The sequence below is a fragment of the Caulobacter sp. GW821-FHT11E10 genome (assembly GCF_058808375.1).
The window spans coordinates 396052-422145 of record NZ_JBXARP010000004.1 but is presented as its reverse complement, the minus strand read 5'-3'; the positions used below and the strand labels follow the sequence as shown (position 1 = coordinate 422145).

21 protein-coding genes and 1 pseudogene are annotated in these 26094 nt (G+C 68.9%); 15 read left to right on the top strand and 7 right to left on the bottom strand.

The window, feature by feature from the left end; all coding sequences use genetic code 11:
• Positions 1 to 6: 6 nt before the first annotated feature.
• Both AC1RRV_RS10620 and AC1RRV_RS10615 read right to left on the bottom strand, forming a co-directional pair.
• Positions 7 to 2190: a transglycosylase domain-containing protein gene (locus AC1RRV_RS10620; protein ID WP_492859588.1), complete on the bottom strand. Its 2184-nt coding sequence runs from the start codon at positions 2188 to 2190 to the stop codon at positions 7 to 9.
• Between the two features lie 365 nt (positions 2191 to 2555).
• Positions 2556 to 4580 carry a phytase gene (locus AC1RRV_RS10615; RefSeq protein WP_492859587.1) on the bottom strand — a complete coding sequence of 675 codons (2025 nt, stop codon included), beginning with the start codon at positions 4578 to 4580 and terminating at the stop codon, positions 2556 to 2558.
• A gap of 210 nt (positions 4581 to 4790) precedes the next feature.
• On the opposite strand from AC1RRV_RS10615, the gene AC1RRV_RS10610 reads away from it, so the two are divergent.
• Entirely contained in the window at positions 4791 to 6026 is a 1236-nt protein-coding gene (locus AC1RRV_RS10610; RefSeq protein ID WP_492859586.1) for a histidine-type phosphatase, read from the top strand.
• Between the two features lie 8 nt (positions 6027 to 6034).
• Positions 6035 to 7462 (top strand): alkaline phosphatase D family protein, encoded by a 1428-nt coding sequence (locus tag AC1RRV_RS10605; protein WP_492859585.1) that lies wholly within the window; start codon positions 6035 to 6037, stop codon positions 7460 to 7462.
• Positions 7463 to 7585: 123 nt separating this feature from the next.
• Here AC1RRV_RS10605 and iolG (AC1RRV_RS10600) read toward each other — a convergent pair whose 3' ends face one another.
• Both iolG (AC1RRV_RS10600) and iolG (AC1RRV_RS10595) read right to left on the bottom strand, forming a co-directional pair.
• Positions 7586 to 8572: an inositol 2-dehydrogenase gene (iolG, locus tag AC1RRV_RS10600; protein WP_492859584.1), complete on the bottom strand. Its 987-nt coding sequence runs from the start codon at positions 8570 to 8572 to the stop codon at positions 7586 to 7588.
• Between the two features lie 15 nt (positions 8573 to 8587).
• The gene (gene iolG / locus AC1RRV_RS10595; RefSeq protein ID WP_492859583.1) at positions 8588 to 9574 is read right to left on the bottom strand and encodes an inositol 2-dehydrogenase; all 987 of its coding nucleotides are present in this window, start codon (positions 9572 to 9574) and stop codon (positions 8588 to 8590) included.
• A 166-nt stretch (positions 9575 to 9740) separates the two neighbouring features.
• Between iolG (AC1RRV_RS10595) and AC1RRV_RS10590 the strand changes: the two genes are divergently transcribed.
• From AC1RRV_RS10590 to AC1RRV_RS10560, 7 genes and pseudogenes are all read left to right on the top strand, one after another.
• A complete protein-coding gene (locus AC1RRV_RS10590) occupies positions 9741 to 10616 on the top strand; it encodes a MurR/RpiR family transcriptional regulator (protein WP_492859582.1) in 876 nt (291 codons plus the stop codon).
• A 127-nt stretch (positions 10617 to 10743) separates the two neighbouring features.
• On the top strand, positions 10744 to 12675 hold the full coding sequence (locus AC1RRV_RS10585) for a bifunctional 5-dehydro-2-deoxygluconokinase/5-dehydro-2-deoxyphosphogluconate aldolase (RefSeq protein ID WP_492859581.1): 1932 nt from the start codon (positions 10744 to 10746) through the stop codon (positions 12673 to 12675).
• Positions 12676 to 14520 carry a 3D-(3,5/4)-trihydroxycyclohexane-1,2-dione acylhydrolase (decyclizing) gene (gene iolD / locus AC1RRV_RS10580; RefSeq protein ID WP_492859580.1) on the top strand — a complete coding sequence of 615 codons (1845 nt, stop codon included), beginning with the start codon at positions 12676 to 12678 and terminating at the stop codon, positions 14518 to 14520.
• Between the two features lie 6 nt (positions 14521 to 14526).
• Positions 14527 to 15426 carry a myo-inosose-2 dehydratase gene (iolE, locus tag AC1RRV_RS10575; protein ID WP_492859579.1) on the top strand — a complete coding sequence of 300 codons (900 nt, stop codon included), beginning with the start codon at positions 14527 to 14529 and terminating at the stop codon, positions 15424 to 15426.
• A gap of 18 nt (positions 15427 to 15444) precedes the next feature.
• Positions 15445 to 15526 (top strand): annotated as a pseudogene (locus AC1RRV_RS10570) (hypothetical protein); the annotation flags it as partial.
• Between the two features lie 48 nt (positions 15527 to 15574).
• Positions 15575 to 16381 (top strand): 5-deoxy-glucuronate isomerase, encoded by an 807-nt coding sequence (iolB, locus tag AC1RRV_RS10565; RefSeq protein ID WP_492859578.1) that lies wholly within the window; start codon positions 15575 to 15577, stop codon positions 16379 to 16381.
• Between the two features lie 35 nt (positions 16382 to 16416).
• Positions 16417 to 17916, top strand: a complete 1500-nt coding sequence (locus AC1RRV_RS10560) for a CoA-acylating methylmalonate-semialdehyde dehydrogenase (protein WP_492859577.1) — start codon at positions 16417 to 16419, stop codon at positions 17914 to 17916.
• A 95-nt stretch (positions 17917 to 18011) separates the two neighbouring features.
• Here the strand turns inward: AC1RRV_RS10560 and AC1RRV_RS10555 are convergent, their stop codons facing one another.
• The gene (locus AC1RRV_RS10555; RefSeq protein ID WP_492859576.1) at positions 18012 to 18329 is read right to left on the bottom strand and encodes a HigA family addiction module antitoxin; all 318 of its coding nucleotides are present in this window, start codon (positions 18327 to 18329) and stop codon (positions 18012 to 18014) included.
• A 47-nt stretch (positions 18330 to 18376) separates the two neighbouring features.
• On the bottom strand, positions 18377 to 18796 hold the full coding sequence (locus AC1RRV_RS10550; protein WP_492859575.1) for a type II toxin-antitoxin system RelE/ParE family toxin: 420 nt from the start codon (positions 18794 to 18796) through the stop codon (positions 18377 to 18379).
• A gap of 56 nt (positions 18797 to 18852) precedes the next feature.
• Here AC1RRV_RS10550 and AC1RRV_RS10545 point away from each other — a divergent pair, with 56 nt between their 5' ends.
• The 3 genes from AC1RRV_RS10545 to AC1RRV_RS10535 all read left to right on the top strand — a co-directional run bounded on the left by AC1RRV_RS10545 (position 18853) and on the right by AC1RRV_RS10535 (position 21307).
• Positions 18853 to 20190, top strand: coding sequence for an MFS transporter (locus AC1RRV_RS10545; protein WP_492859574.1), 1338 nt, complete (start codon positions 18853 to 18855; stop codon positions 20188 to 20190).
• Between the two features lie 4 nt (positions 20191 to 20194).
• Positions 20195 to 20998, top strand: coding sequence for an inositol monophosphatase family protein (locus tag AC1RRV_RS10540; RefSeq protein ID WP_492859573.1), 804 nt, complete (start codon positions 20195 to 20197; stop codon positions 20996 to 20998).
• An 87-nt stretch (positions 20999 to 21085) separates the two neighbouring features.
• A complete protein-coding gene (locus AC1RRV_RS10535; RefSeq protein WP_492859572.1) occupies positions 21086 to 21307 on the top strand; it encodes a hypothetical protein in 222 nt (73 codons plus the stop codon).
• A gap of 181 nt (positions 21308 to 21488) precedes the next feature.
• Here the strand turns inward: AC1RRV_RS10535 and AC1RRV_RS10530 are convergent, their stop codons facing one another.
• The gene (locus tag AC1RRV_RS10530) at positions 21489 to 23510 is read right to left on the bottom strand and encodes a TonB-dependent receptor plug domain-containing protein (protein ID WP_492859571.1); all 2022 of its coding nucleotides are present in this window, start codon (positions 23508 to 23510) and stop codon (positions 21489 to 21491) included.
• Positions 23511 to 23630: 120 nt separating this feature from the next.
• Here AC1RRV_RS10530 and AC1RRV_RS10525 point away from each other — a divergent pair, with 120 nt between their 5' ends.
• The 3 genes from AC1RRV_RS10525 to AC1RRV_RS10515 are packed head-to-tail and all read left to right on the top strand — an operon-like array spanning position 23631 to position 25978.
• Complete coding sequence (locus AC1RRV_RS10525; RefSeq protein WP_492859570.1) at positions 23631 to 23963, top strand: PepSY domain-containing protein; 333 nt, start codon at positions 23631 to 23633, stop codon at positions 23961 to 23963.
• Positions 23964 to 24629: a response regulator transcription factor gene (locus AC1RRV_RS10520; protein WP_492859569.1), complete on the top strand. Its 666-nt coding sequence runs from the start codon at positions 23964 to 23966 to the stop codon at positions 24627 to 24629. It abuts the gene before it with no gap.
• Complete coding sequence (locus tag AC1RRV_RS10515; RefSeq protein WP_492859568.1) at positions 24626 to 25978, top strand: ATP-binding protein; 1353 nt, start codon at positions 24626 to 24628, stop codon at positions 25976 to 25978. The genes AC1RRV_RS10520 and AC1RRV_RS10515 overlap by 4 nt, the downstream gene beginning before the upstream one ends.
• The last annotated feature ends 116 nt before the right edge of the window (positions 25979 to 26094 follow it).

The following is a 26094-nucleotide window of genomic DNA, read 5'->3' as shown; positions in this document are numbered from 1 at the left end:
TCGGGGCTAGCCCCTCGGCTCGGGCGGCGGCGCGGGGACGATCGGCTCGGGGGGCAGGGCGGGATCCGGGGCGTCCGGGACCGTCATCGGGGCCAGCGGCAGGCCGTCAGGGCCGATCTCGCCTTCCAGCGGCAGGCCCAGATCGTCCAGCGGATCTTCCTGCATCACCGGTCCGACGTCGCGGCCCAGGGCCGAGAGCATGAAGGCCTTCCAGATCTTGGCGGGCTCGCCGCCGCCGACCACGCCGTTCATCGAGCTGTTGTCGTCATTGCCGACCCAGACCCCGACCACCAGGTCGCCGACGTAACCGACGAACAGGGCGTCGTGATAGTCCTGGGTCGTGCCGGTCTTGCCGTAGGCGCCCTCGATGGCCGCTTCCAGGCCCGTGCCGCGATGGGTGGCCGAGCGCAGCAGGTCGCGCATGCCCAGCAGGACCTTCGGGTCATAGGCGGTGGTCCTGGGCTTCTGGAAGGTGTCCAGGGCGTGCGGAACGATCGGATATTCGCCGGCCGCCACCGAGGCGTAGGCCGCCGTCAGGCGCGTCAGGCTCATCGAGCCGGTGCCAAGCGCCATCGTCAGGTCGTCGGGGATCTTCTCGGTGATCCCCAGGTCGCGGGCGACCTTGATGACCTTCCTGGGGCCCAGGTCGTGGGCCAGGCGCACGGCCGCCACGTTGGACGAGGCGGCGAAGGCGCTGATCAGCGGGATCTCGCGGTTACGATACTTGCCCTCGTGATTTCCGGGCGTGTAGCCGCTGACCTGCACCGGGGTGTCGAGGATCGGGCTGGTGGTGGTCATGCCCTCGCGCAGGGCGGCCAGGTAGACGAACAGCTTGAAGGACGAGCCCGGCTGGCGCTCGCCGTCGGCGCGGTTGAACTGGCTGGTTCCATAGTCGCGGCCGCCGACCATGGCGACGACGCGGCCGTCCTTGCGCATGGCCACCAGGGCGCCCTGGGTGATGTTCAGGACCTTGCCGTCGCGCTCGATATAGTCGTTGAGGATCCGCTCGGCCTTTTCCTGAAGTTCGGGGTCCAGCGTCGTCTTGACGATCGTCTCGCCGTAGCGCGCGCCGATCGAGGCGCGGGCCTGGGGCAGGGCCCAGTCGGCGAAATACGAGCCGGTGGGCAGCTTGTCCGGGTTCTCGATCGCCGAGACGTCGCCGACCGCGTCGGCCTGGGCCTGGGTGATGGTCTTTGTCTCGACCATGGCGCCCAGCACGATGCGCATCCGCTCGCGGGCGCCTTCGATATTGTTGGACGGCGCCAGGCGGGAAGGGGCCTTCACGAGACCGGCCAGCATGGCGGCCTCGCCGATCGACAGCTGCTCGGGCTGCTTGCCGAAATAGTGCCGGGCCGCGGCGCGCAGGCCGAAGGCGCCGTCGCCGAAATAGACCGACGACAGGTAGCGCGACAGGATCTCGGTCTTGGTCAGGCGGGCTTCCAGATAGACCGCGATCAGCGCCTCCTGAGCCTTGCGGCGCAGGTTGCGGTCGCTGGACAGGAAGGCGTTCTTGGCCAGCTGCTGGGTAATGGTCGAGCCGCCTTCCGAGACGCCGCCGGCCTTGGCGTTCTTGCCCAGGGCCCGGGCGATCGCCTTCGGGTCGACGCCCATGTGGCTGTAGAAGCGGCGGTCCTCGATGGCGATGAAGGCGCCGGGCACATAGGCCGGCAGCTTGGCGACGTCGATCGGGGCTTCCTTGTACGAACCCCGGCGAGCGATGGGCGAGCCGTCCTCGGCGACCAGCACGATGGCCGAGTTGGTCAGCGGCTCCAGGGCGCGGCTCAGCGGCAGCGACCAGAACAGCGACCCGACCAGCACGATCGCCAACACCACGGCGGCGGCCGCGCCGACCAGCCAGGCGGGGCGCTTCCAGATCGGCGGCTTGACCGTCTTGGCCGGCTCGGCCGGGGAGAGGGCGGCTTCGGGGACAGCCTCGACGGCCTCCGGCAGTTCGGTTTCGGCGGCCTCGGGCGGCGCCTCTTGCGGCAGGGCCTCGGGCTCGACAGCGGGTTTGGCCGCGCGGGGCTTGCGCGGGCGGGCGGGCTTTGGAGCCGCCGGTTCAGGCGCGCCTTCGCCCAGGCCCGCGGCTTCGGTCATCGCGGCCGAGGCGCGCGGCTTGCGAGGCTTGCGCGGTTTCGGCGTCCCCGGGGACTCCGGAGCGTCGTCTTTCGGATCGATGGGGTCGGACATGGGCTCGGCGCTCGCTTCGGGCCTCGCCCTCACTCGTCGAGGGCGGTCATTACCACACGGCCCCGGCAAGCCAAGCGCGCTGGAATAGAAGTTTTTTCGGGTGCGCCCTTGAACGGCGTTTCAGTGATCATAGATCACTGAACGTGAGGCCCACGGTCTCTGCCCTTCCTGGGGCGTTTCCTCCCTGACTTTTCAAGCCCGGACGATCTTCGCCCGGGCTTTCTTTTGTCTGGAAGGCGGCCGGCCGCATCGCCGCAAAGCTCAGCGATACTCATACCAACCAAACATCCCCGCTTTCCTGGGCGCAAGGCCCAGGAAGGCAGTGGATTGATGCCGGACCATGCTTCGAAGCAGAGGCGTCGTTCTTAGAGCTTCAGCTTCGCCGCGATCGTCGACCAGGGCACCAGCTTGAAGTTCTGGGCCTCTGGCGGGGAGATGTTGCGACCGTCTTGCGCGACGAAAGCCCCACCTTCGAGGCCCGCGCCCAGCGAGGCGCTGGACACGTCCAGACCGTCGGTCTCGGAGATCCCGTCGACGCCGTTGTCGCCGTTGGCCGTGACCGCGAAGCTGCCGACATAGGCGTTGTCGCCCTCGCGGCGGAACACGGCGTAGGTGTTGTTCCCCTGGCTGGAGACGACCAGATAGCCCTTGCCCTTCGGCTGGGCGTAGAGGCCGACGCCTTCAAGGTCGTCCTTCAGGGCGGGGTTGTCGGCGACCCGGGCGATGGCCGTCTTGGCCGAGCCGGTCTTGGCGTCGGCGCCTAGCTTCCACAGCGCCACGTCCTCCTCGGCGACATAGAGCGCGCCGGTCTCATCGTCCGCGACGCAGCCCTCGGTCTGGGTGTCGAACTTGACGTCGCGCACGGCCTTGGCGGTGACCTTGCCGGTCGCTGTGGCGGTCAGGCTGTACTGGCGCACCAGGCCATCGGGATCGCTGACGAACACCGACATGGCGCCCTTGCGGTCGCGGTACATGCAGAGACCATACGGATCGGACAGGCCGCTGGCCTGGACGCCGTCGGCGACGCTGGTCAGCAGGCGGGTCTCGGGATCGATCGTATAGAGGGCGATGGCCTTGTGGGTCCGGTCGCTGGCGGCGATCAGGGTCACGGTCTTGCCGCCCAGCTTGAAGCCTTCCCGCAGGTCGACATTGTTCATCTTGCCGTCGGGCAGATATTGCAGGCGCTTGCCCGACAGGTCGTAGACCAGCATGCCGCCCTTCTTGTCGGTGGCGATGATGGCGCTCTTGGCCGGATCGGTCGGGTGGGCCCAGATGGCCGGATCGTCGGCGGCGTCGCCGTCGTGGCCGACCGGTTGGGTCTCCATGGTCGCGTGGACCAGGGCGACCTTGCTGGGCTCGACCTGGGGCGCGTCCTGGCCGGGCGACAGCTTCATCGCCGAGGCGATGTCCTTCCACGACAGGATCTTGCTGTTGGCGCCGGCGTTGCGGTCGTCGGCGATCAGCAGGGCGCCGGCCGGCAGGCCCGCGCCGACGGGCGCGCGGAGGCCGAACAGACCAGACGGCCCTTCGATGGCCGTCGCGCCGTTCGTCTGGACCTGGAAGCTTCCGACGAATTGATCGCCGGCGCTCCGGTCATAGACATTGTAGTCGCCGGCGTCGGCATTGGCGGCGACCAGGTAGTCGGCCCCCTTGCCGCCGTTGATCACGGCCAGGCCGCCGACCTCGCCGGCGATATGGCCCAGGCGGTTGATGTCGACGATGGTCGGGACCGGCTCGGCCTCGGGATCGGCGTCGTAGCGCCAGACGCCGACGGCCTGCTGGGCGACATAGAGCGCGCCACTCGTGTCGTCGGCGACGCAGTACTTGGCCTCGGACGACAGGTGCAGGCGGCGGATCACGCGACCGTCCACCTTGCCGTCGGCGTTCGGATAGAGGAGCCACTGGTCCAGCTGGCCTTCGCGGCCCATGGCGAAGGCGTAGAGCGCGCCGTCGCGGGCGCTGCGATGCAGGCAGATCCCTTCGCCGGAATAGCCCAGCAGGAGCGGCCGGGCGTCGACGGCGGTGGTCGCGCCGCTGGCGTAGTCGCGGGCGAAGATCCGCAGGCGGCCGGCCTGGCGGTCCAGGGCGACGACCAGGGCGCGCTTGCCGTCCTCGCGGGTGTCGACGGCATAGACCTCGCCGCCCGGGATGGCCGCGATGCGCTGGCCGTCCAGGCTGTAGAGCTCCAGCCCACCCAGCTTGCCATTGGCGGCGATCACGCTCTTGGCCGGATCGGTCGGGTCGCGCAGCAGGGCCGAGGCGTTGGCGCCGCCTTGCGCGGTCGGGACCGTCGCGCCGACGACACCCACCGTGGGTGAAGCCGTCTGGGCCAGGGCCGGGGTGGCGGTCGTCAGGGCCAGCAGGCCGGCGGCGAGTTTCAGGCGGTTCATGGTCTTGCCCCTGGTGTCATGGTCACGTCTTGCATCTGGCCTAGAGGGCGGCCGCTGACGCCCGGCTGACGAACAGCGTCAATCTGAAGAAAAATTCCATCCATATTGTAAAATAGAAAATCTGTTCGTATTCTGGGTGTCAATGGAATGGCCGCGCTTTGAACCAAGCGGTCTGTGGGAGGCGTTATGGCGAGGCTTCGAAACGCGTTGATGACGGCCGCTATGGCCGTGGTTCCGCTGCTGGCTGGCGGCGGCGCGCAGGCCGCGCCTTCGGGTGGTCCGACCGAGGGCCTGAAGCTGGAACGCGTCGTCATGATGATGCGCCACAGCGTCCGTCCGCCGACCAAGAGCCCGGCCACGCCCGAGGGCACGACCGCCCAGGCCTGGGGAACCTGGACCACGCCCTATGGCGAGCTGACCGCGCACGGCGGGGAGGGCGCGCGGCTGATGGGCGCTTACTACCGCACCTTCCTGGGCGCGCGGGGCCTGCTGCCGCGCGATGGCTGCGCCAAGGCCGGCGACATCATGGCCTGGGCCAGCGGCAAGCAGCGGGCGATCAAGACGGCCGAGATGTTCGTGGAAGGCCTGCAACCCGGCTGCGGCCTGAAGGTCGCCCATCCGGACAGCGAGGCCAACGACCCGATCTTCCATCCCGCCGAGGGCATCGACGGCGACATCGCCCTGAAGGCCGCCCAGCGCCAGACGCCCGGCGTCGCGGCCGAGGCCCGGGCCCACGCCCAGGACTTCGCGGTCCTGCAACGGGTGCTGGGTTGCGATCCCGCGACCAAAGCCGGCTGCGATATCGCCAAGCGGCCCTCGGCGCTGAAGGCCAACAAGGGCGATACGGCGGACCTGGAAGGCGCGCTGTCGATCGCCTCGACGGCCGGCCAGACGGTCCTGCTGGAATATGTCGAGGGCAAGCCGATGGATCAGGTCGGCTGGGGCCGCGCCTCCAAGGCCGACATCCAGGCCATGCTGCGCTTCCACCCGGTGAAGTTCCACTACGAGGTCGGCTCGCCCTATGCCGCCCAGCGCTACGCCGCGCCGGTGGCCAAGGAGATCCTCAAGGCGCTCACCGGCGCCGAAGGCACGGGCGGCAAGCTGACCATGCTGGTCGGCCACGACACCAACATCGCCGCCCTGCGCGGCTTCTTCGGCGCGCACTTCACCGCCGCCGACTATCCCCAGGACGATCCGCCTCCGGGGGGATCCATGGGCTTCGAGCTGCTGAAGGACGCCGGCGGCAAGGCCTATGTGCGGGCCTTCTACACCGCCCAGACCATGGACCAGCTGCGCGAGCTGCGGCCGCTGACGGCCAGCAACCCGCCGTCCTATTCGTACTTCAAGATCCCGGGTTGCGGCGTGGTGGGCGAGGCGACCTTGTGCCCGCTGGAGACCTTCCAGAAGATCGTCGGCGGCAAGCTGGCCTCGCCGGCCGCGCGATAGGAGAGCCCGTGACCCATCCCCGCCTCAATCGTCGCCGGCTGCTGGCCGGAGTCGCGAGTGTCGCCCTGGCCGGCCAGGCGACGAGCGGCCTGGCCGCCGTCGTCGGCTATCCGCGCGCGCTGGAGGGCCCGATGGTCGGCGCGCCCGGGCCGAGCCACCTGACCATCTGGACCCGGGCCAGCGGCGCCTTCGAGGTGACGCTGGAGGTCTGCAAGCGGCGCGACTTCACCGGACCGGTGGTCAGCACCAAGGCGACCGCGACGGCCGCCGGCGACTTCTGCGTGACGCTGAACGCCGAGGGGCTCGAACCGGAGACGGCCTACTACTATCGCCTGCGCTATGCCGGCGAACTGGATCGCCACCAGCCGATCCCCCACCGGGCGCGCACGGCGCCGGCCGGGGCGGCGGAATTCCGGGTCGCCTTCGGCTCGTGCTGCCGCCTGCAGTTCGATCCGGAGCAGCGGATCTTCACCACCGTGAAGGCGCTGGAGCCGGACCTGTTCTTCTGGCTGGGCGACAACATCTATGCCGACAGCGACCAGCCCGAGAACATCGCCGACCTCTATCGGCGCGGGCGGGCGGTGGAGGCGCTGCAGCCCCTGCTGCGCACGACGCCGCAGCTGGCGATCTGGGACGACCACGACTTCGGCTTCAACGACTCCGACGGGGCCAATCCGATCAAGGTCCAGTCGCTGGCGCTGTTCAAGGCCTACTGGGCCAACCCGTCCTACGGCGAGCCCGACAAGCCGGGCGTCTATTTCAAGCAGTCCTACGGCGGGGTCGACTTCTTCTTCCTCGACGGCCGCTATCACCGCGATGCGACCGCCAAGCCGGACACGGCGGCCAAGACCATGCTGGGCCCGGCCCAGAAGGCCTGGCTGAAGCGCGAGCTGAAGGCCAGCCGGACGCCGTTCAAGGTTCTGGTCTCGGGCGGCGGCTGGTCCAGCGCCGAGAAGGAGAAGGGCGGCGACTCCTGGGGCGCCTACCTGACCGAACGCGACGAGATCCTCGACTTCATCCGCGACGAGAAGATCGGTGGCGTCGTCTGCATCTCAGGCGACTCGCACATGGGCGAGCTGAACTGCGTGCCGCGCTCCGAAGCGGGCGGCTACGACATCTACGACTTCTGCAGCTCGCCCCTGGCCCAGATGCCGGCGACCAAGTTCCTGCGCCAGGACCCCGAGGTGCGGGTCCGCGATGTCTGGACCCGCAGCGTCAATGTGGGGGTCATGAGCTTCCGCATGGGTGACGATCCCGTCCTCACCTACACCCTGCACGACGTGCTGGGCGAGGCGGTCTGGGAGCCCCTGGTCCTGCGTCCGGCCGACCTGTCGAACGGCGTACGCACCTGGGACAAGCTGAGTGACCCGGGAGAACTGAAGCGGCTGGCGCGGCGCAAGGCCGGGCGCGGCTACTACGGCACGGACCCGAGCTGATCCTTCGATCCTCCAACTGACAACGGCGGCTCTCCTGCGGAGCCGCCGTTCTTTTGTCGCCGCACCGCCCATGAAAAAGGGGCCGCCGAAGCGACCCCTTCCGTCTGGCTGAGTAGACGCGTTCTACAGCTTCACGACCTGCCCGGTCTTGGCCGACTGGCCCGCCGCCTCGGCCAGGGCCAGGGCTTCGACGCCGTCGACATAGCCGACCGAGGGCAGGGCCTCGCCGCGAATGATCTCGGCGAAGTGCGCCATCTCGCGGCGATAGGCTTCGGCGTAGCGGTCGAGGAAGAAGTTCTGGAAGGCGTCGCTGGCGGCGCCGTTCTCGCCCCAGACCGAGACCGTGCTCTCCATGACATTGTCGGCGCGGACCAGGCCCTTGGCGCAGAACGCCTCGATGCGCTGGTCGTAGCCGTAGCCGCTGCGGCGGCTGTTGCTGATCACGCAGATCTTGCCCGAGGCGGTGCGCAGCAGGATCTTGGCGGTGTCGACATCGCCGGCCTCGCCGATGGCCGGATCGACCAGGCAGCTGGCGGCGGCGAACACCTCGGTCACCGGCTCGTCCAGCAGCCAGCGGGCCATGTCGAAGTCGTGGATGGCCATGTCCTTGAACAGGCCGCCCGAAACCTTGACGTACGAGACCGGCGGCGGGGCCGGGTCGTGGCTGGTGATGTGCACCGTCTCCAGCGCCCCGACGACGCCGGCCGTGAGGCGGGCTTTCAGGCCCTGGAAGTTCGGGTCGAAGCGGCGGTTGAAGCCGAGGAACAGCTTCACGCCCTTGCCGCCCAGTTCGCCGGCCGCCGAACGGGCGCGGGCCAGGTCCTGGTCGATCGGCTTCTCGCAGAACACCGCCTTGCCGGCCGCGATGGCCTTCAGGCTGTAGTCCAGGTGGGTGTCGGTCGAGCTGGCGACGATGACGCCGCCCACCGACGGATCGTTCAGGGCCGTGTCGAGATCGGCCACGATCGCGCCGGTCTCGGCGGCCAGGCCGTCGGCCGCGGCGGCGATCGGATCGACCACGTACTTCAGGCGCAGGCCCGGTTGGCCGGCGACGTTCTTGGCGTGGATGCGGCCGATGCGGCCGGCGCCCAAAATGGCGATGTCGTGCATGGGTGACCTGTACTCTCAGAGTCTGACGGGCGCGCCGGTCGCCACCGAGCGGGCGGCGGCTTCGGCGAGTTCGAGCGAGGCGATGCTGGCGGCCAGGCCGGCTTCGGGCTTGGCCTTGCCTTCCAGCACGTCGGCGAAGTGGTCCATCTCGGCGGCGTAGGCCCCGACATAGCGATTGATGAAGGCGTAGGGGAACTTGTCGGCCTGGGCGCCGCTCTCGCCCCACACCGAGACGGCGGTGTTGGTGACGTTGTCGACCCGCGCCGCGCCCTTGGAGCCGAAGGCCTCGATGCGCTGGTCATAGCCATAGCCGGTGCGGCGGCTGTTGCTGATCATGCAGAGGCGACCGGTGGCGGTGGTCAGCAGCACCTTGGCGGTGTCGACATCGCCCAGTTCGCCGATTTCCGGATCGATCAGGCAGCTGGCCCAGGCGAAGACCTCGACCGGACGCTCGCCCAGCAGCCAAGGCGCCAGGTCGAAGTCGTGGATGGTGAAGTCCTTGAACAGGCCGCCGCTGGTCGGGATGAAGGCCGGGGGCGGGGTGGCCGGGTCGTGGTTGACGATGTGCAGGCTTTCCAGCGCGCCGATGTCGCCGCCGTCGATCCGGGCCTTCAGGGCGCGGTAGTGCGGGTCGAAGCGGCGATTGAAGGCCACGAACAGACTGTGCTCGGCCTTCTCCAGCTCGCCCTTGGCGGCCAGCAGGGTGGCCAGGTGCAGGTCGAGCGGCTTTTCGCAGAACACCTTCTTGCCGGCGCGGAGCGCCGACAGCGTGTTGTCGAGGTGCGCGTCGGTCGAGCTGGCGACAATGATCCCCTTGATCTCGGGATCGGCCAGGACCTCGTCGAAGCTCTTGAGCTGCGCGCCCAGTTCCTTGGCCAGCGGACCGGCGACTTCGGAGCGGGGGTCGACCAGGGCCACGAGGTCCAGCCTCGGATTGGCGGCGGCGTTGCGGGCGTGCACCGCCCCCATGCGTCCCGCGCCCAACTGCGCCACCTTGATCATCGTCTCGCTCCCTTCGCGGCTAATCGTACGGCCGCGTTCTATTCTCGTGTAATATGGAACAAAAATTCCTTCCAGATGGAAAGTGGAACGGCCTGTCGATTTCGCTGGTTTGTGTTCGGGCGCGGAATGGATATTCTAAAACTGAAGTGATCGTATCGGGGCGGAAATGACGGAAGAGACCATGGTTGCGAGCGCGCCGACCAGCGCCGAGGAACTGAGGGCGGCGATCCTCGAGCGCTATGAGTCGCTCAGCAAGCGGCTGCAGCAGATCGCCCGCTACGTGCTGGACGAGCCGAACGAGATGGCGCTGGAGACTCTGGCGGTGATCTCCGAGCGCTGCGGGGTGCAGCCCTCGGCCATCGTGCGCTTCGCCAAGACGTTCGGCTATCCGGGCGCCAGCCAGATGCAGCGGCTGTTCCGCGACGGCCTGCTGTCGGGCCATGCGGGCCTGGGCTACGGCGAGCGGGTGCGCCATTTCAACGAGGCCGTGGCCAAGAAGCCCGAGGGTGGGGCCGACGTGCTGGCCGAGTTCGTCGAGGGCAACACCCTGGCCCTGCAGAACCTGGGGCAGACGGTCAGCGAGAGCGACATGGCCAAGGCCGTGACGCTGATCGACAAGGCCGAGACGGTCTATGTGGCCGGTTTCCGCCGCTCGTTCCCGGTCGCCTCCTACCTGGCCTATTCGCTGCAGCAGGCCAACAAGCGCACCCTGTTCATCGACGGCGTCGCGGGCCTGACCAAGCAGCAGGTCCAGACCATCGGGGCCAAGGACCTGCTGATCGCGGTCAGCTACCACCCCTATGCCGAAGAGACCGTGATGGCGGTCGAGATGGCCGGACAGCGCGGGGCCAAGATCCTGTCGATCAGCGACAGCCTGGTCAGTCCGATCGCCAAGCACGCCGAACTGGTGCTGCACGTCCGCGAATCGGAGGTGCGGACTTTCCGCTCGCTGGCCGCCTCGATCTGCCTGGCCCAGGCCCTGGTGATCGGTTTCGCCTTCGAGGCCGGCAAGGAAAAGGGGAAGGCCAAGAAGGGCGCCTGAACGACCTGTTGAACCGTTCATTCCAATCGCGTTGGAAAATGAAATGGATGTTGCAAGCGTTCTAGGTTTGGAATATGCGTTACATATCGCCGGTGGGGAGCTGGCCAAAGAGTGACGTGGAACCGGTATGGCCCAGGACGCAAAGACCCTTGATCTGATCGCGGTGGGCCGTTCCAGCGTCGACCTCTACGGCCAGCAACTGGGCGGACGGTTGGAGGACATGGGGTCCTTCGCCAAGTACCTGGGCGGCAGCCCGACCAACACCGCTTCCGGCGGCGCGCGCCTGGGCCTGAAGACTGGGCTCCTGACCCGCGTCGGCGCCGACCACATGGGCCGCTTCATCCGCGAGCAGCTGGAACGCGAGGGCGTCGATGTCGCCGGCGTGCTGTCCGACCCCGACCGCCTGACGGCCCTGGTGATCCTGGGCATCCGCGACCGGGTGAACTTCCCCCTGATCTTCTATCGCGAGAACTGCGCCGACATGGCGCTGGAGCCGGCCGACGTCGACGAGGCCTGGTTCGCCAGCGCCGGCGCCGTGCTGATCAACGGCACGCACCTGTCGCAACCCAATGTCTACGACACCAGCCTGAAGGCCGTCCGCGCCGTGAAGGCGGCCGGCGGCCGCGTGGCCTTCGACATCGACTATCGCCCCGTGCTGTGGGGCCTGACCGGCAAGGACGCCGGCGAGAACCGCTTCGTCGAGAACCAGCAGGTCACCGCCAAGCTGCAAGAGGTCGTGGCCCTCTGCGACCTGATCGTCGGCACGGAAGAAGAGATCCATATCCTGGGCGGCTCGACCGACACCATCGCGGCCCTGCGCGCCATCCGCAAAGGCGCGCCGGAGGCCCTGCTGGTCTGCAAGCGCGGTCCCGACGGCTGCGTGGCCTTCCCCGGCGCGATCCCCGACACCTTGGACGAGGGCGTCAGCGCCCGCGGCTTCAAGGTCGAGGTGTTCAACGTGCTGGGGGCAGGGGACGCCTTCATGGCCGGCTTCCTGCGCGGCTGGCTGCGCGACGAGCCCGTCGAGACCTGCTGCGAGTGGGGCAACGCCTGCGGGGCCATCGTCGTCTCGCGCCACGGCTGCGCCCCGGCCATGCCCACCTGGGTCGAGCTGGAAGCCTTCCTGAGCGAGCGGGAACGTCCGTTCCGCCTGCGCGAGGACGCCGAGCTGGAGCACATCCACTGGGCCACCACCCGCGAGCACGTCTATGACGAGCTGACCGTCCTGGCGATCGATCACCGCAGCCAGTTCGAGGACCTGATCGACGAGACCGGCGGCGATGCGGCGCGCATCCCGGACTTCAAGCGCTTGGCCCTGCGCGCCGTCCAGGCGGTGGCCGGCGGCGATGAGAACCGCTTCGGCATGCTGCTGGACGGACGCTTCGGCTTCGAGGCGCTGGCCGAGGCCGCCGACCACGACTACTGGATCGCCCGCCCGATCGAGCTGCCCAAGTCGCGGCCGCTGGAATTCGAGAGCTCGGCCGACGTGGCGACCGAGCTGGCCGAGTGGCCGCTGAACCAGGTCGTCAAATGCCTCGCCTTCTACCACCCCGACGACGAGGTCGAGCTGCGTGAGCGCCAGGAGCGCCAGCTGCTCCGCCTGTTCGACGCCTGTCGCAAGACCCGTCACGAGCTGCTGCTGGAACTGATCCTGCCGCGCGGCATGGAGAGCGACAGCAAGACCGTGGCGCGCGGCATCCGCCGGCTCTACGCCCTGGGCATCCGTCCCGACTGGTGGAAGCTGGAGCCGCTGACCGATCCGGCCGCGTGGCGCGAGATCGAGGCCGCCGTCAACGAGAACGATCCGCTGTGCCGGGGTGTGGTCCTGCTGGGCCTGTCGGCGCCGGAGGCCGAGTTGGTCGCCTCGTTCGAGGTCGTCGCGCCGTTCCCGATCGTCAAGGGCTTCGCCGTGGGCCGGACCATCTTCTACGACGTCGCCCGCGAGTGGCTGGCGAACCGGATCGACGACGAGGCGGCCGTGACCGCCCTGGTCGCCAAGTTCAAGGTGCTGGTCGACGCCTGGCGGCGTCTGCGCGGCTCAGTGGAGAAGGCCGCTTAAATGGCTACCGTTCGTCTCACCGCCGCCCAGGCGACCGTCCGTTGGTTCTCGGCGCAGTATGTCGAGAGCGCGGAGGGCGAGGTTCCGTACTTCGCCGGGGTCTGGGCGATCTTCGGCCACGGCAATGTCGCCGGCCTGGGCGAGGCCCTGCACGGCGTCCGCGACGTGCTGCCGACCTATCGCGCCCACAACGAGCAGGGCATGGCCCATGCCGCCATCGCCTTCGCCAAGCAGTCGCGACGCGAACGGGCCATGGTCTGCACCACCTCGATCGGCCCTGGCGCGACCAACATGGTCACCGCCGCCGCCCTGGCGCACGTCAACCGCCTGCCGGTGCTGTTCCTGCCCGGCGACGTCTATGCCAGCCGCCGGCCCGATCCCGTCCTCCAGCAGATCGAGGACTTCGGCGACGGCACGGTCAGCGCCAATGACTGCTTCAAGCCGGTGTCGCGCTATTTCGACCGCATCGTCCGGCCCGAGCAGATCCTCGACTGTCTGCCGCGCGCCCTGGCGACGATGCTGGACCCGGCCACCTGCGGTCCCGCGACCCTGGCCTTCTGCCAGGACGTCCAGGCGGAGGCCTTCGACTATCCGCAGGCCTTCTTCGAGAAGCGCGTCTGGCGCATCCGCGCCGCGCGTCCCGATCCGCGCGAGATGGTCGACCTCGTGTCGCTGATCAAGGCCGCCAAGCGGCCGCTGGTGGTGGCCGGCGGCGGGGTGCTCTACGCCCGCGCCGAGGCCTCGCTGGCCGCGCTCGCCTATGACGCCGGCCTGCCGGTCGCCGAGACCCAAGGCGGGAAGGGGAGTCTCGCCTGGGATCACCCGATGAATCTCGGCGCCGTCGGCGTCACCGGCACGACCGCCTCGGTGGCGGCGTCGGAAGAGGCCGACCTGATCATCGGCGTCGGCACCCGGCTGCAGGACTTCACCACCGGCTCGCGCGCCCTGTTCGGCGCCGAGGGCCGCAAGCTGGTCCAGATCAATGTCGCCCCGCACGACGCCCACAAGCACGGCGCGGTCAGCGTCGTCGGCGACGCCCTGACGGTGGTCGAGGCCTTGGCCGAGGCCCTGGAGGGCTGGCGCGCGCCGGCGGCCTGGACCGAGAAAGCCACGGGCCGTGTCGCGGGCTGGAACACGATTTTCGACGACGCCACCAGGGCCGACGAACGACCGCTGCCGACCGACGCCCAGGTGCTGGGCGCGGTGTGGCGCGCCTCGTCCGACGACAGCGTCGTGGTCTGCGCCGCCGGTGGCCTGCCGGGCGAGCTGCACAAGCTGTGGCGCACCCGCGCGCCGGGCGGCTACCACGTCGAATACGGCTTCTCGTGCATGGGCTACGAGATCGCCGGCGCCGTGGGCGTGAAGATGGCCGACCCGGACCGCGAGGTTCACGTGATGGTCGGCGACGGCAGCTATCTGATGCTGAATTCCGAGCTCGCCACCTCGGTGATGCTGGGGACCAAGCTGATCGTCACAGTCCTCGACAACCGGGGCTATGGCTGCATCAACCGCCTGCAGGCGGCGACCGGCGGGGCGGCGTTCAACAACCTGCTGGCCGACACGGTCCACCAGACCCTGCCCGACATCGACTTCGCCGCCCACGCCAAGAGCCTGGGCGCGCGGTCGGAGAAGGTGGCCAGCCTCGCCGAGCTGGAGGCCGCTCTCGAGCGCGCCAAGGCCAGCGACCGGACCTATGTCGTGGTCATCGACACCGACCCGATGCCGACCACCGAGGGCGGCGCCTGGTGGGACGTGGCGGTGCCGGAAGTCTCGGTGCGCCCGACCGTCAACGCGGCTCGCGCCGACTATGAAACCAAGATCAAGCAACAGCGTACGGGAGACTAGACGCCCATGACCATCCGTTTCGGCGTGAGCCCCATCGCCTGGATCAATGACGACATGCCCGAGCTGGGCGGCGACACCCCGCTGGAGAGCGTGCTGGCCGACTGCCAGGCGATCGGCTTCGAGGGCGTCGAGCTGGGCGGCGTCTTCCCGCGCGACCCGGCGGTGCTGAAGCCGCTGCTGGACCGCTATGACCTGACCTTGGTCGGCGGCTGGTACAGCGGCAACCTGCTGGTCCAGTCGGCCGACGACGAGATCGCGGCGCTGCAAAAGCACCTGGCCCTGCTGAAGGCCATGGGCTGCACCGTCTTCGTCCACGCCGAGACCAGCAACGCCATTCACGGCGACAAGACCAAGGCCCTGTCGGCCACCCCGCGCCTCGACGCCGAGGGCTGGAAGGAATTCGGCGCGCGCCTGACCAAGGTGGCCGACTACATCCAGGCCCAGGGCATCAAGTTCGCCTACCACCACCACCTGGGCACCGTGGTCGAGCGGCCCGAGGACCTGGAAGCCTTCCTGGCCAACACCGGCCCGTCTGTCGGCCTGACCGTCGACACCGGCCACGCGGCCCTGGGCGGCCTGGACCCGGTCCAGATCATCCGCAGCTATCCGCACCGCGTCGCCCACGTGCACTGCAAGGACATCCGCAGCGAGGTCTTCCACAAGGTGGTCTCGCGCGGGGGCGGCAGCTTCCTCGACGGGGTTCTGGCCGGCATGTTCACCGTGCCCGGCGACGGCTACCTGGACTACGCGGCGGTCATGCAGGCCCTGGCCGAGATCAACTATTCCGGCTGGATCATCGTCGAAGCCGAGCAGGATCCGGCTGTCGCCAATCCGCGCGAGTATGGCGAGATCGGCCTTGCGACCCTGAAGAAGGAAGCCGCCGCGGCGGGCTTGAGGGCGGCGTGATGACGTTTCAACCCCAACCCGTGTCATCCCGGCCGGAGCGCATAGCGCGTAGAGCCGGGACCCAGGGGCGACCGCGGTGCGCCGGCCCCTGGGTCCCGGATAGCCTCTGCGAGGCTTCCGGGATGACACGAGTTTTGGAGCAGGAACAATGAGTAAGCTCCTGGTTCGCTCGCACGCCCCTGACGCCGATGGCTCGATCCTTGAGGTCACGCCGGAAAGCGCCGGCTGGACCCATGTCGGCTTCCAGGTCGTCAAGCTGGCGACCGGCGAGACCTACGAGGGCTCCGAGCCCACCCGCGAGACCTGCGTCGTCGTGATGAGCGGGACCGCCGAGGTCCGCGCCGAGGGTGTGTCGTTCGGCAAGATCGGCGGCCGCGCCAATGTGTTCGAGGACCGGGCGCCGGGCGCGGTCTACGTCCCCGCCGCCACGTCTTTCGCCGTGACCGCCGTCTCCGACGTCGAGCTGGCCCTCTGCAGCGCTCCGGGCAAACCGGGCGGCCACGCGCGCCTGATCGCCGAGGGCGACATGCCGCGCGAGGTTCGCGGCAAGGGGACCAACGTCCGCCACGTCCGCAACATCCTGCCCGAGACCGCGCCGGCCGACGGCCTGCTGGTGGTCGAGGTGATCACCCCCGGCGGCCACTGGTCCAGCTATCCGCCGCACAAGCACGACACCGCCACCGAGGGCGAGGAGACGGCGCTGGAGGAGACCTACTATCACCGCCTGAACCCGCCGCAGGGCTTTGCCTTCCAGCGCGTCTATACCGACGATCGCAGCCTGGACGAGACGGTCTGCGTGCAGGACGGCGACGTGGTGATGGTGCCGCGCGGCTACCACCCGGTCGGGGCCCCGCACGGCTACGACCTCTACTACCTCAACGTCATGGCCGGACCGCATCGGAAGTGGATCTTCCGCAACGACCCGGCCCACGACTGGATCATGCGTCAGGCCTGATCCCCGTTACCTGAGTAAGCCAGAAGGAGCGCGTCATGCGCAGCATCCCCCACTTCGTCGGCGGTCGCGCCGTCGAGGGTACGTCCGGCCGTTTCGGCGACGTCTTCGATCCCAACACCGGCAAGGTGCAGGCGCGTGTCGCCCTGGCGTCGGCCTCGGAACTGGACGCCGCCGTCGCCAACGCCAAGGCGGCCCAGCCGGCCTGGGCGGCGACCAATCCGCAGCGCCGCGCCCGGGTGATGTTCGAGTTCAAGCGCCTGCTGGAAGTCCACATGGACGAACTGGCCGAGCTGCTGTCGTCCGAGCACGGCAAGGTCATCGCCGACTCCAAGGGCGACATCATGCGCGGCCTGGAAGTCATCGAGTTCAGCTGCGGCATCCCGCACCTGTTGAAGGGCGAGTACACCCAAGGCGCCGGCCCCGGCATCGACGTCTATTCGATGCGCCAAGCCCTCGGCGTCGTCGCGGGCATCACGCCGTTCAACTTCCCGGCCATGATCCCGATGTGGATGATGGGCCCGGCCATCGCCTGCGGGAACGCCTTCATCCTGAAGCCCTCCGAGCGGGACCCGTCCGTGCCGGTGCGTCTGGCCGGACTGCTGATGGAAGCCGGTCTGCCGCCGGGCATCCTCAACGTCGTCCACGGCGACAAGGACTGCGTCGAGGGCATCCTCGACCACCCGGACATCAAGGCCGTCAGCTTCGTGGGCAGTTCGGATATCGCCCAGTCGGTGTTCCAGCGCGCCGGCGCGGCGGGCAAGCGCGTCCAGGCCATGGGCGGCGCCAAGAACCACGGCCTCGTCCTGCCCGACGCCGATCTCGACCAGGCGACCGCCGACATCATCGGCGCGGCCTACGGCTCGGCCGGTGAGCGCTGCATGGCCCTGCCGGTGGTCGTTCCGGTCGGCGAGAAGACCGCTCTAGCCCTGCGCGAGAAGCTGGTCACCGCGATCGGCGGCCTGCGGGTCGGCGTCAGCACCGACAAGGACGCTCACTATGGCCCGGTGGTCAGCGCCGCCCACAAGGCGCGGATCGAGAGCTACATCCAGATGGGCGTCGACGAGGGCGCCGAGCTGGTCGTCGACGGACGCGGCTTCGCCCTGCAAGGCCACGAGGACGGCTTCTTCGTCGGCCCGACCCTGTTCGACCACGTCAAGCCGACCAGTCGCTCTTACCAGGACGAGATCTTCGGCCCGGTGCTGCAGATGGTCCGCGCCGAGAGCCTGGCCGAAGGCATCAGCCTCGCCTCCCGCCACCAGTACGGCAACGGCGTCGCGATCTTCACCCGCAACGGCGACGCCGCCCGCGAGTTCGCCGACCAGGTCGAGGTCGGGATGATCGGCATCAACGTGCCGATCCCGGTGCCGGTCGCCTATCACAGCTTCGGCGGCTGGAAGCGTTCCGGCTTCGGCGACCTCAATCAGTACGGCATGGACGGCGTGCGCTTCTACACGCGGACCAAGACCGTGACCCAGCGCTGGCCCAAGGGCGGGGCGGTGCTGGATCAGAGCTTCGTCATCCCCACCATGCGGTGACGGTTTCGGGACCTCCCCCCGAACGAACGCGCTCCTGCGTGCGCGAACTGGGCCTCGGACGACGACGTCCGGGGCCCTTCTTTTTTGGGGCGGGTCTAGGCCGCGACCAGGGGCTTGATAGCGGCCAGGGCTGCGCGGGCCGTGATGGCGTCTCGTGACAGGTCGTGCTGAGCCTGGAGGTTCATCCAGTACTCCGCCGACGTCCCGAACACCTTGCCCAGCCGCAGCGCCGTGTCGGCGGTGATCGAGCGCTGTTCCCGAACGAGTTGCTCGATCCGGCTGCGATCCTTCAGCCCCATGGCTTTGGCCAGGGCGCCGGCCGACATGTTGAAGGCTGGAAGATAGTCCTCCCGCAGGTGCTCCCCAGGGTGGGGGAGAGGGGAGGTGAAGGTCGTGTAGTCCCGGTTGGTCATGGTCTCCTCGGTCGGGTTTGGTGTCCCGGAAGTGGAGGGCTTGGCCCTCAATGGTAGTCGACGATCTCCACGTTCTCGGGGCCGTGTGCGCCCCAGACGAAGCAGACGCGGAATTGATCGTTGATGCTGATCGACCATTGCCCCTCGCGATCGCCGGTGAGCTGGTGAAGGCGATTGCCGGGCGGCGTTCTCAAATCCTCCACCGTCAGGGCCGCATCCAACGCCTGAAGGCGACGGCGCGAGGCCTTGATCAGGTCGCTTGGAAATCCCTTCGGCGCTTCGCCTTTGAAGACAGCTTCGGCTTGCTTGTCTTTCCAGCTTTGGATCATGAGGGAATTGTAGCGCCTTGCGCTACATTCGGCAACCGATTTGTAGCGCTGCACGCTACGGGCGTCGATGCATTCCAAAATGCCTTGGTGATGGAAAAAATCTTCCATTCGTTCCGGAAATGAAATAGCGTGTTCCATATCGGCCGATCGCGACGACTCGATGCGACGCGAGGTCCGGGGGAGAGAACCAAGGGATGCTGAAGTTCTTCGCGCCAGGCGCCGACGCCGCGCCGCTGACCGATCCGTCGACGATCGATACGCTCTACAAGCGCCATCGCTTCCGGATCATGGTCGCCATCACGATCGGCTATGGCCTGTCCTACACCTGCCGCCTGGCGCTGGGGGTGGTGAAGAAGCCGCTGATCGACGCGGGCGTTTTCACCCCGACCGAGCTCGGTCTGATCGGCTCGGCCCTGTTCTACACCTACGCCTTTGGCAAGCTGACCAACGGCTTCCTGGCCGACCACGCCAATATGAAGCGGTTCTTCGCCTTCAGCGTGCTGATCTCGGCGATCGCCAATATCGGCATGGGCTTCTCGACCACCGTGGCCGTGTCGGCGGTGCTGTGGGGCCTGAACGGCTGGTTCCAGAGCTTCGGCGCCCCGGCCGGCGTGGTCTCGATGAGCCAGTGGTTCTCCAACCGCGAACGCGGTCGCTACTACGGCATCTGGAGCACCGCCCATTCGATCGGCGAGGGCCTGACGTTCGTCGGGGTCGGCGGCATCGTCGCGGCCCTGGGCTGGCGCTTCGGCTTCTGGGGGCCGTCGGTGATCGGCGTCCTGGTGGCGATCGGCGCCTACTTCCTCATCCAGGATCGGCCGCAGACCCTGGGCCTGCCCGCCGTCGCCGACTGGCGCAACGACCACTGGCAGGGCGACAAGCCCAAGCAGGAAGCCTCGAGCGTCTTCAAGACCCAGCTGCAGATCCTCAAGATCCCCGCCGTCTGGGCCCTGGCCCTGTCCTCGGCCCTGATCTACGTGACCCGCTACGCCATCAACAGCTGGGGCGTGCTCTATCTGCAGGAGGCGAGGGGCTACAGCCTGACCGCCGCCGGCACGATGCTGATGATCTCGACCCTGGCCGGGATCGCCGGCGCCATCTCGTACGGCTTCATCTCCGACAAGCTGTTCAACGCCCGCCGTCCGCCCGCCAATCTGATGTTCGGCCTGATGGAGCTGCTCGGCCTGTGGCTGATCTTCTACGGCCCCAACACCGGCCCGGTGCTGGTGACCGGCATGATCCTGTTCGGCCTGGGCATGACGGCGCTCGTCACCTCGCTGGGCGGCCTGTTCGCCACCGACATCTGCCCCAAGCGCGTCGCCGGCGCCGCCATGGGCCTGATCGGCGTGTTCAGCTACATCGGCGCCGCCATCCAGGAACAGGTCAGCGGCGCTCTGATCGACAAGGGCATGCGCATGGTCGACGGCGTTCGCCACTACGACTTCGGGCCGGCCACCCTCTTCTGGATGGGCGCGTCCGTCGCCTCCCTGACCCTGGCCACCTGCCTGTGGCGCACCAAGCTGAGAGACTAGATCCGTGACCGAACCTTCCTCCCTGGTCCAGACGATGATCCGCGCGGCGCGGGCCGCCGGCGACCGCCTGAAACAGGACTTCGCCGAGATCGCCACCCTGGAGATCAAGCACAAGAACGGGCCGGCCGATCCCTTCACCATCGCCGACGTGCGCGCCGAGCAGACCGTGAAGGCGATCCTGTCGGAGGCCTATCCGGACTACGGCTTCCTCGGTGAGGAGGGCGGCCTGATCGAGGGCGCGGACCTAGCCAACACCTGGATCTGCGACCCGCTGGACGGCACCGCCAACTTCCTGATCGGCCTGCCGATCTGGGCGGTGAACATCGCCCTGCAGCGCGACGGCGAGATCGTTGCCGGTGTCACCTATGTGCCGATGCTGGGCGAGCTGTTCAGGGCCGAAACGGGCAAGGGCGCCTATCTCAACGACGTGGCCATCAGCGTCTCCAAGCGCCAGGGCTTCGAGCAGGCCGTGCTGGCGGTCGGCATCCCGTTCATGGGCAAGCCGCGCCAGGAGCAGTTCCACGCCGAGATGCGGCGCCTGACCGACAAGGTCTCGGGCGTACGCCGGCTGGGGGCCGGGGCCGTGGACATGGCCTATGTCGCCTGCGGCCGCTTCGACGCCTATTGGGAACAGAGCGTCAGCGCCTGGGACATGGCCGCCGGCGCGGTGATCGTGCGTGAGGCCGGCGGGGTGGTCACCGACACCCTGGGCCGCGCGCTCGACGTCATGAACGGCACGGTCCTGGCGACCACGCCGCAGATCCACGACGGACTGCTGCACGAATTGCGTCCGGTCGACGCAACCTAACGCCTTAGAAACGCTTTGAAATTCATAGACGGTCCGCTCCTCGTGAGCGGGCCGCCGATCTCGCGCGCGCCGAAGGACGCCGTCACCATGCTCGATCTCGTCACCATCACGCCCGAGGAGTTCGCCGATCTGCGCGCCAGCCTGCCGGCGATCACCGACCGCTATCTGTTCGACGTCTTCGGCATCAGCGAGACCACCTGGGTCAAGCTGCGCAAGGGGCTGCCCATCAAGCGCGTGACCCTGGAACGGGCCCTGGCCAAGCGCGAACGCTGGCGGGCCATGGGCGGCGCCAGCCGGATAGCCGCCTAGGGGGCAACCGAGATACTGGAGCGTCTTACTTGCTCGCTCTGCCTTTTCCTCGTCATCCCGGCCGCAGCGAAGCGGAGAGCCGGGACCCAGGGCGACCGCACTGCATTGGCCCCTGGATCCCGGATAGCCTCTGCGAGGCTTCCGGGATGACGAGACGTTAGGACTCAATCGTAGCTGGACCCTAGCCCCCAAAACTACGGCGCACCGTGAGGCCCGCGAAGGCTCCGTGCGCCATGTCCCGAGTCTCGATGCGCTTGAGGGCCGAGGACCCGCGTGGGCCGGCATATTGCTCGCGACGGCGGACGACCTTGCCATCCGTCAAGTTGTCGGCATGCAAGCGAAGGCTCCAGGCCGGCGCCGGATGCAGCTCGGCGAACACGCCATAACGCGCCGCTGTCCGGTCGTGGCGGACCTCATCGAACCGGTACTCCGGCTTGTTCTCGCCCAGGGTCGCGTCGATCCCCCAGCGCAGACGGCGAGCTGGCAGGTCCTGGGTGAAGTGGATCGCGCCCTCCAGCGCCGGCTCGTCGGAGATCGGTCGGGAAGCGCCTGTGGCCGGGTCGGTGACGCGGCTGTGGCGCGCGATCACCGAGGCCTTCAGCAGGCCGCCGCGCGCACGCAGGGCGTCCAAGGGCAGGGCGGCGTCCAGCTGGATCTCGGTCCGCCGACCATCGCCGATATTGCCCGGCGCGTCATAGGCGTAGCCCGGCCCGATCACCGGAACCCGATCCACGGCGTCCGAGATCGCGTCATGGCGGGCGGTCAGCACCAGCGAGCCGTCGCCCGGCAGGCGGCGCTCCCAGGTTGCCGTCAGTCGCCAGGCCTTGTCGGGCTCGAGGTCCGGATTGCCGGCCGTCACCGTGGCCGAGGTCAGGGAGGTCGAGCTGACGAAATCGGCGAAATCCAGCTGACCGACTCGACGCTCCACTGACAGCCGCAGTTGGTTGCGCGGATCCGGCGCCCAGGCGACCAGCAGGCGCGGCTTGGGATAGAGGAACGACTTCTTCAGAGCGTTGTCGCCGGACTGGGTCAGGGTGGAGGTTTCCAGTCGCGCGCCGGCCTCCAGGGTCAGGCGATCGCCGGCGCGCCAGGTCAGGGTGGTGAAGCCCTCGGCCCGGCGCTCCTCGACCCGGACATTGGCGGCGGGCAGGGCGATCTCGACGCCGTTCTCGGAAAGGCCGCTGTGGCTGTCGAGGCTGTTGAACGCGACCTCGCCGCCGAACTCGAGGGTGGTCCTCGTACCCTGATGGCGCAGAAGGGCGCGGGCGATCGACTCGTGGCCATCCGAGGCGAGCCGCGTGGCGCTGACATCGACGCCTTCCACCGATTGGTCGCCGGCCCGGATGCGCGAGGCGCGGACCAGGGCCAGGGTCTCCAACGCCCAGCGGGCGCTCAGCGCGTGATCGTAATGCCCGCCGATCTCACGGTCCAGCACCCGTTCGCGCTCGACCACGATCTCGCGGGTCGGGGCGGGAAACCGGGCGACTTCCAGAATGTCGGCGCGGGTATGATCGGACTTCACCGAGGCGTCGAGGCGCAGGCGGCCACCGGCCAGGTCGCGCTCGTGGCCCGCGGTGACCTCGGCGACGCGGTGAGCCTGGTCCTCGCGATAGGTCGCGTCGCGGAGCAGGGCGCCGGTCGGGGAAATCCGAAGGCGAGGCCCCTGGCCCTTGTCGTCTTCGATCTCGCGCCCGATCGAGACCGAGAGCTCGGTCAGACGGTCCCCCGAACGCCGCGAGATCTCGGCGGACAGGCTTGGCGCCCTTGCGCGGCGATGGACCTCGAGACCGCTCTCGATACGCCCCCGGGTCGTGGCTTCGCGAACGCGTACGACATTGGCGACCAGCGCGCGGCCTTGCAGGTCGAAGCCGGCGGCGCCGGGGCGGATCAGCTCGATGCGTTCGACCGAGCGGGCAGGGATCCGCTTGAGGATGTCCTCCAGGCTCTCGGCCTTGCTGGCCAGCGGCTTGCCGTCGATCAACACATTGCCGCCGGCTCCCGAGAAGCCGCGCACGTCGCTGTCGCCGCCATCGAAGGAAAAGCCCGGCAGCCGCGCGATCATGTCGAAGGCCGAATAGGGCTGGGCGGAGGCGAAGAAGGCGGCCGGGTAGGCGGTCACGGTCTCCTGAGCGGCGAGAGCAGGGCCGCCGTGCAGAACGGCGAGGGCGGCGAGAGCCGGAACGAGGCGGCGTCGAACGGTCATGGATGGCTTCCCCAGAGGCGCTCCGTCGGCGCCTTTGAGCCTTCTCGCCCAAGCTTGCTGACGTCCGGGCGTTACGGCGCGTCAGGGGCGTGTCAGGATGGACGTGGAATCGTCAGGCCCATGACCCAGTCCCATTCTCCCCTCCGCACCGCTCTTGTCGCCTTGGCCGCCGTCGCCGCGCTGTCGGCCGGCGCCGCCTCGGCCAGCGATCATAAGAAGAAGGACCACGAGGCCGCCCGCCAGGCGCTGCTGCGCAAGGAGGTCTTGCCCCTGACCCGTATCCTGGCCATCGCCGCCCAGCGCGCGCCCGGCGAGGTGATCGAGGTCGAGCTGGAGCAGTCCGACAACGGCCGCCTGAAATACGACCTCAAGATCCTAGCCAAGACCGGACGCGTCCGCGAACTGGAGCTCGACGCCAAGACCGGCGCGACCCTGAAGCTCGAGGACGACTGAGTGCGGGCGCTGGTCGTCGAGGATGATCCGGTCGTCGGTCCGGACCTGGCCAAGGCGCTGAGCGCCTCGGGCTTCGTCGTGGACCTGGCCCGTGACGGCGAGGACGCCTCGTTCAAGGGCGAGGTCGAGGACTATGCCGTGGTGATCCTGGATCTGGGCCTGCCGCGCCTGGACGGATTGTCGGTGCTAAGGCGCTGGCGCGCCGATGGGCGGAGCTTCCCCGTGCTGATCCTGTCAGCGCGCGGCGACTGGACCGAGAAGGTCGAGGGCATCGAGGCCGGCGCCGACGACTACCTGGCCAAGCCCTTCGAGATGGGCGAGCTGCTGGCCCGCGCCCGAGGCCTGGTCCGGCGCGCCGCCGGCCGCGTCTCGCCCGTGATCGAGGCCGGCCGCCTGGCGCTGGACACTCGCCGCATGTCGGCCACCCTGGACGGCGCGCCGGTCCGGCTGTCGCCGCTGGAATTCCGCCTGCTGGACTGCCTGGCGCACAATCCCGGCCGGGCCGTCTCGGCGGGTGAGCTGGCCGAGCAGCTCTATGGCGTGGCCGACACCGCCGACGCCAACGCCATCGAAGCCCTGGTCACCCGCCTGCGCCGCAAGGTCGGGACCGATGTGATCGAGACGCGGCGCGGCTTTGGCTATCTTCTGGCCGGCGGCGTCGCGTGAAGGGCGGGTCGCTGCGATGGCGGCTGATCGCCGGGGGCATGCTGGCGATCCTGGCGGCCCTGGCGGTCGCCTGGCTGGCCATGACCTGGCTGTTCGAGCGCCATATCGTCCGCCGCGAGACCGCTGAACTGACCCGCACCGGCCAGGCCCTGGTGGCCGGCCTGCGCCTGGAGCCGAACGGCGCGCCCGCCGTCGACGTGACGCTGCCCGACCGCCGCCTCCTCAAGGCCGCCGGCGGGCTCTATTGGCAGGTCTCGACCCATGCCGGGGCCGAGCGCTCGGTGTCGCTATGGGACCAAGCGCTGAAGCCGCCGGAGGGCGCGCAGGCCGAGGACTGGACCTCCCGCATCGCCGCCGGCCCGTTCGACGATCGCATCCTGCTGGTCGAGCGCTCGGTGCGGCCCGATCGTGGCGGGCCGGCGGTGCTGATCCAGGTGGCCAGCGACGAGAAGGCGCTGCGCGGCGCCCGGCGCGAATTCGGCCGCGACCTGGCCCTGTTCCTGGCCGGGCTATGGGTGGTGCTGTCGGCCGCCGCCGCCCTGCAGGTCGCCCTGGGGCTTTCGCCCCTGGCCCGGGTGCGCGAGGAGCTGGCCCGCCTGCGCAAAAGTCCCTCGGCCCGGATGTCCGAGGACCACCCCCGTGAGATCGCCCCGCTGGCCGAGGCGATCAACGCCCTGGCCGAGGCGCGGGAAGCCGATCTGGCCCGCGCGCGCCGCCGGGCCGGCGATCTGGCCCATAGCCTGAAGACCCCGCTCGCCGCGCTATCGGCCCAGAGCCGCCGGGCTCGCGAGGCCGGCGCCGTCGAGGCCGCCGACGGGCTGGACGACGCCATCGCCGCGGTCGCGGCGGCTCTCGAAGCCGAACTGGCGCGGGCCCGCGCCGCCGCCGCCCGCGAGGCCGCCTTCGCCGCCGAGGCCGCGCCGCTGGCGATCGCCGAGCGCCTGGTCGCGGTGCTGGAGCGTACCGCCGATGGCGAGCGGCTGATGTTCGATGTCGAGATCCCGGCCGACCTGCGCGTCCCGGCCTCCGAGGACGCGGTCACCGAGATGCTGGGCGCCTTGATCGAGAACGCCGCCCGCTATGGCCGTCGCCAGGTGCGAATCTCGGGTGTTGCGATGGCGGAAGGTCCGGTTCTGCGCGTCGAGGACGACGGGCCCGGCATGGACGAGGGGCGGGCCGAGGCGGCCCTGGCGCGGGGCGCGCGACTCGACGAGGCGGGACCCGGACACGGCCTGGGCCTGGCGATCGTCCGCGACCTCGCCGAGGCCTCGGGCGCCGTGCTGGGCATGGAACGCTCTGAGTTGGGCGGGCTGCGCGCGGTGATCGCGTGGAGGGTGCGGACGGGCTGAAATCCCGTTCTAATCACAAATTGCACGAAATTTTCTATTCCATTTGCAAAATAGAAAATTCGTTCGTATTGTCCCTTTCAGCGACCCAGAGCGCCCAATGGCGCCGTGGCGGAGTC

What these genes read in the sequence shown, in the direction of transcription:
- AC1RRV_RS10610 (WP_492859586.1), top strand. Translation starts at nt 4,791, where the DNA reads ATGACGGCCGCTATGGCCGTGGTTCCGCTGCTGGCTGGCGGCGGCGCG.
- AC1RRV_RS10560 (WP_492859577.1), top strand. Translation starts at nt 16,417, where the DNA reads ATGCGCAGCATCCCCCACTTCGTCGGCGGTCGCGCCGTCGAGGGTACG.
- iolG (WP_492859583.1), bottom strand. Translation starts at nt 9,574, where the DNA reads ATGATCAAGGTGGCGCAGTTGGGCGCGGGACGCATGGGGGCGGTGCAC.
- iolE (WP_492859579.1), top strand. Translation starts at nt 14,527, where the DNA reads ATGACCATCCGTTTCGGCGTGAGCCCCATCGCCTGGATCAATGACGAC.
- AC1RRV_RS10585 (WP_492859581.1), top strand. Translation starts at nt 10,744, where the DNA reads ATGGCCCAGGACGCAAAGACCCTTGATCTGATCGCGGTGGGCCGTTCC.
- AC1RRV_RS10615 (WP_492859587.1), bottom strand. Translation starts at nt 4,580, where the DNA reads ATGAACCGCCTGAAACTCGCCGCCGGCCTGCTGGCCCTGACGACCGCC.
- iolB (WP_492859578.1), top strand. Translation starts at nt 15,575, where the DNA reads ATGAGTAAGCTCCTGGTTCGCTCGCACGCCCCTGACGCCGATGGCTCG.
- AC1RRV_RS10545 (WP_492859574.1), top strand. Translation starts at nt 18,853, where the DNA reads ATGCTGAAGTTCTTCGCGCCAGGCGCCGACGCCGCGCCGCTGACCGAT.
- AC1RRV_RS10550 (WP_492859575.1), bottom strand. Translation starts at nt 18,796, where the DNA reads ATGGAACACGCTATTTCATTTCCGGAACGAATGGAAGATTTTTTCCAT.
- AC1RRV_RS10620 (WP_492859588.1), bottom strand. Translation starts at nt 2,190, where the DNA reads ATGTCCGACCCCATCGATCCGAAAGACGACGCTCCGGAGTCCCCGGGG.
- AC1RRV_RS10535 (WP_492859572.1), top strand. Translation starts at nt 21,086, where the DNA reads ATGCTCGATCTCGTCACCATCACGCCCGAGGAGTTCGCCGATCTGCGC.
- AC1RRV_RS10525 (WP_492859570.1), top strand. Translation starts at nt 23,631, where the DNA reads ATGACCCAGTCCCATTCTCCCCTCCGCACCGCTCTTGTCGCCTTGGCC.
- iolG (WP_492859584.1), bottom strand. Translation starts at nt 8,572, where the DNA reads ATGCACGACATCGCCATTTTGGGCGCCGGCCGCATCGGCCGCATCCAC.
- AC1RRV_RS10590 (WP_492859582.1), top strand. Translation starts at nt 9,741, where the DNA reads ATGACGGAAGAGACCATGGTTGCGAGCGCGCCGACCAGCGCCGAGGAA.
- AC1RRV_RS10555 (WP_492859576.1), bottom strand. Translation starts at nt 18,329, where the DNA reads ATGACCAACCGGGACTACACGACCTTCACCTCCCCTCTCCCCCACCCT.
- AC1RRV_RS10530 (WP_492859571.1), bottom strand. Translation starts at nt 23,510, where the DNA reads ATGACCGTTCGACGCCGCCTCGTTCCGGCTCTCGCCGCCCTCGCCGTT.
- iolD (WP_492859580.1), top strand. Translation starts at nt 12,676, where the DNA reads ATGGCTACCGTTCGTCTCACCGCCGCCCAGGCGACCGTCCGTTGGTTC.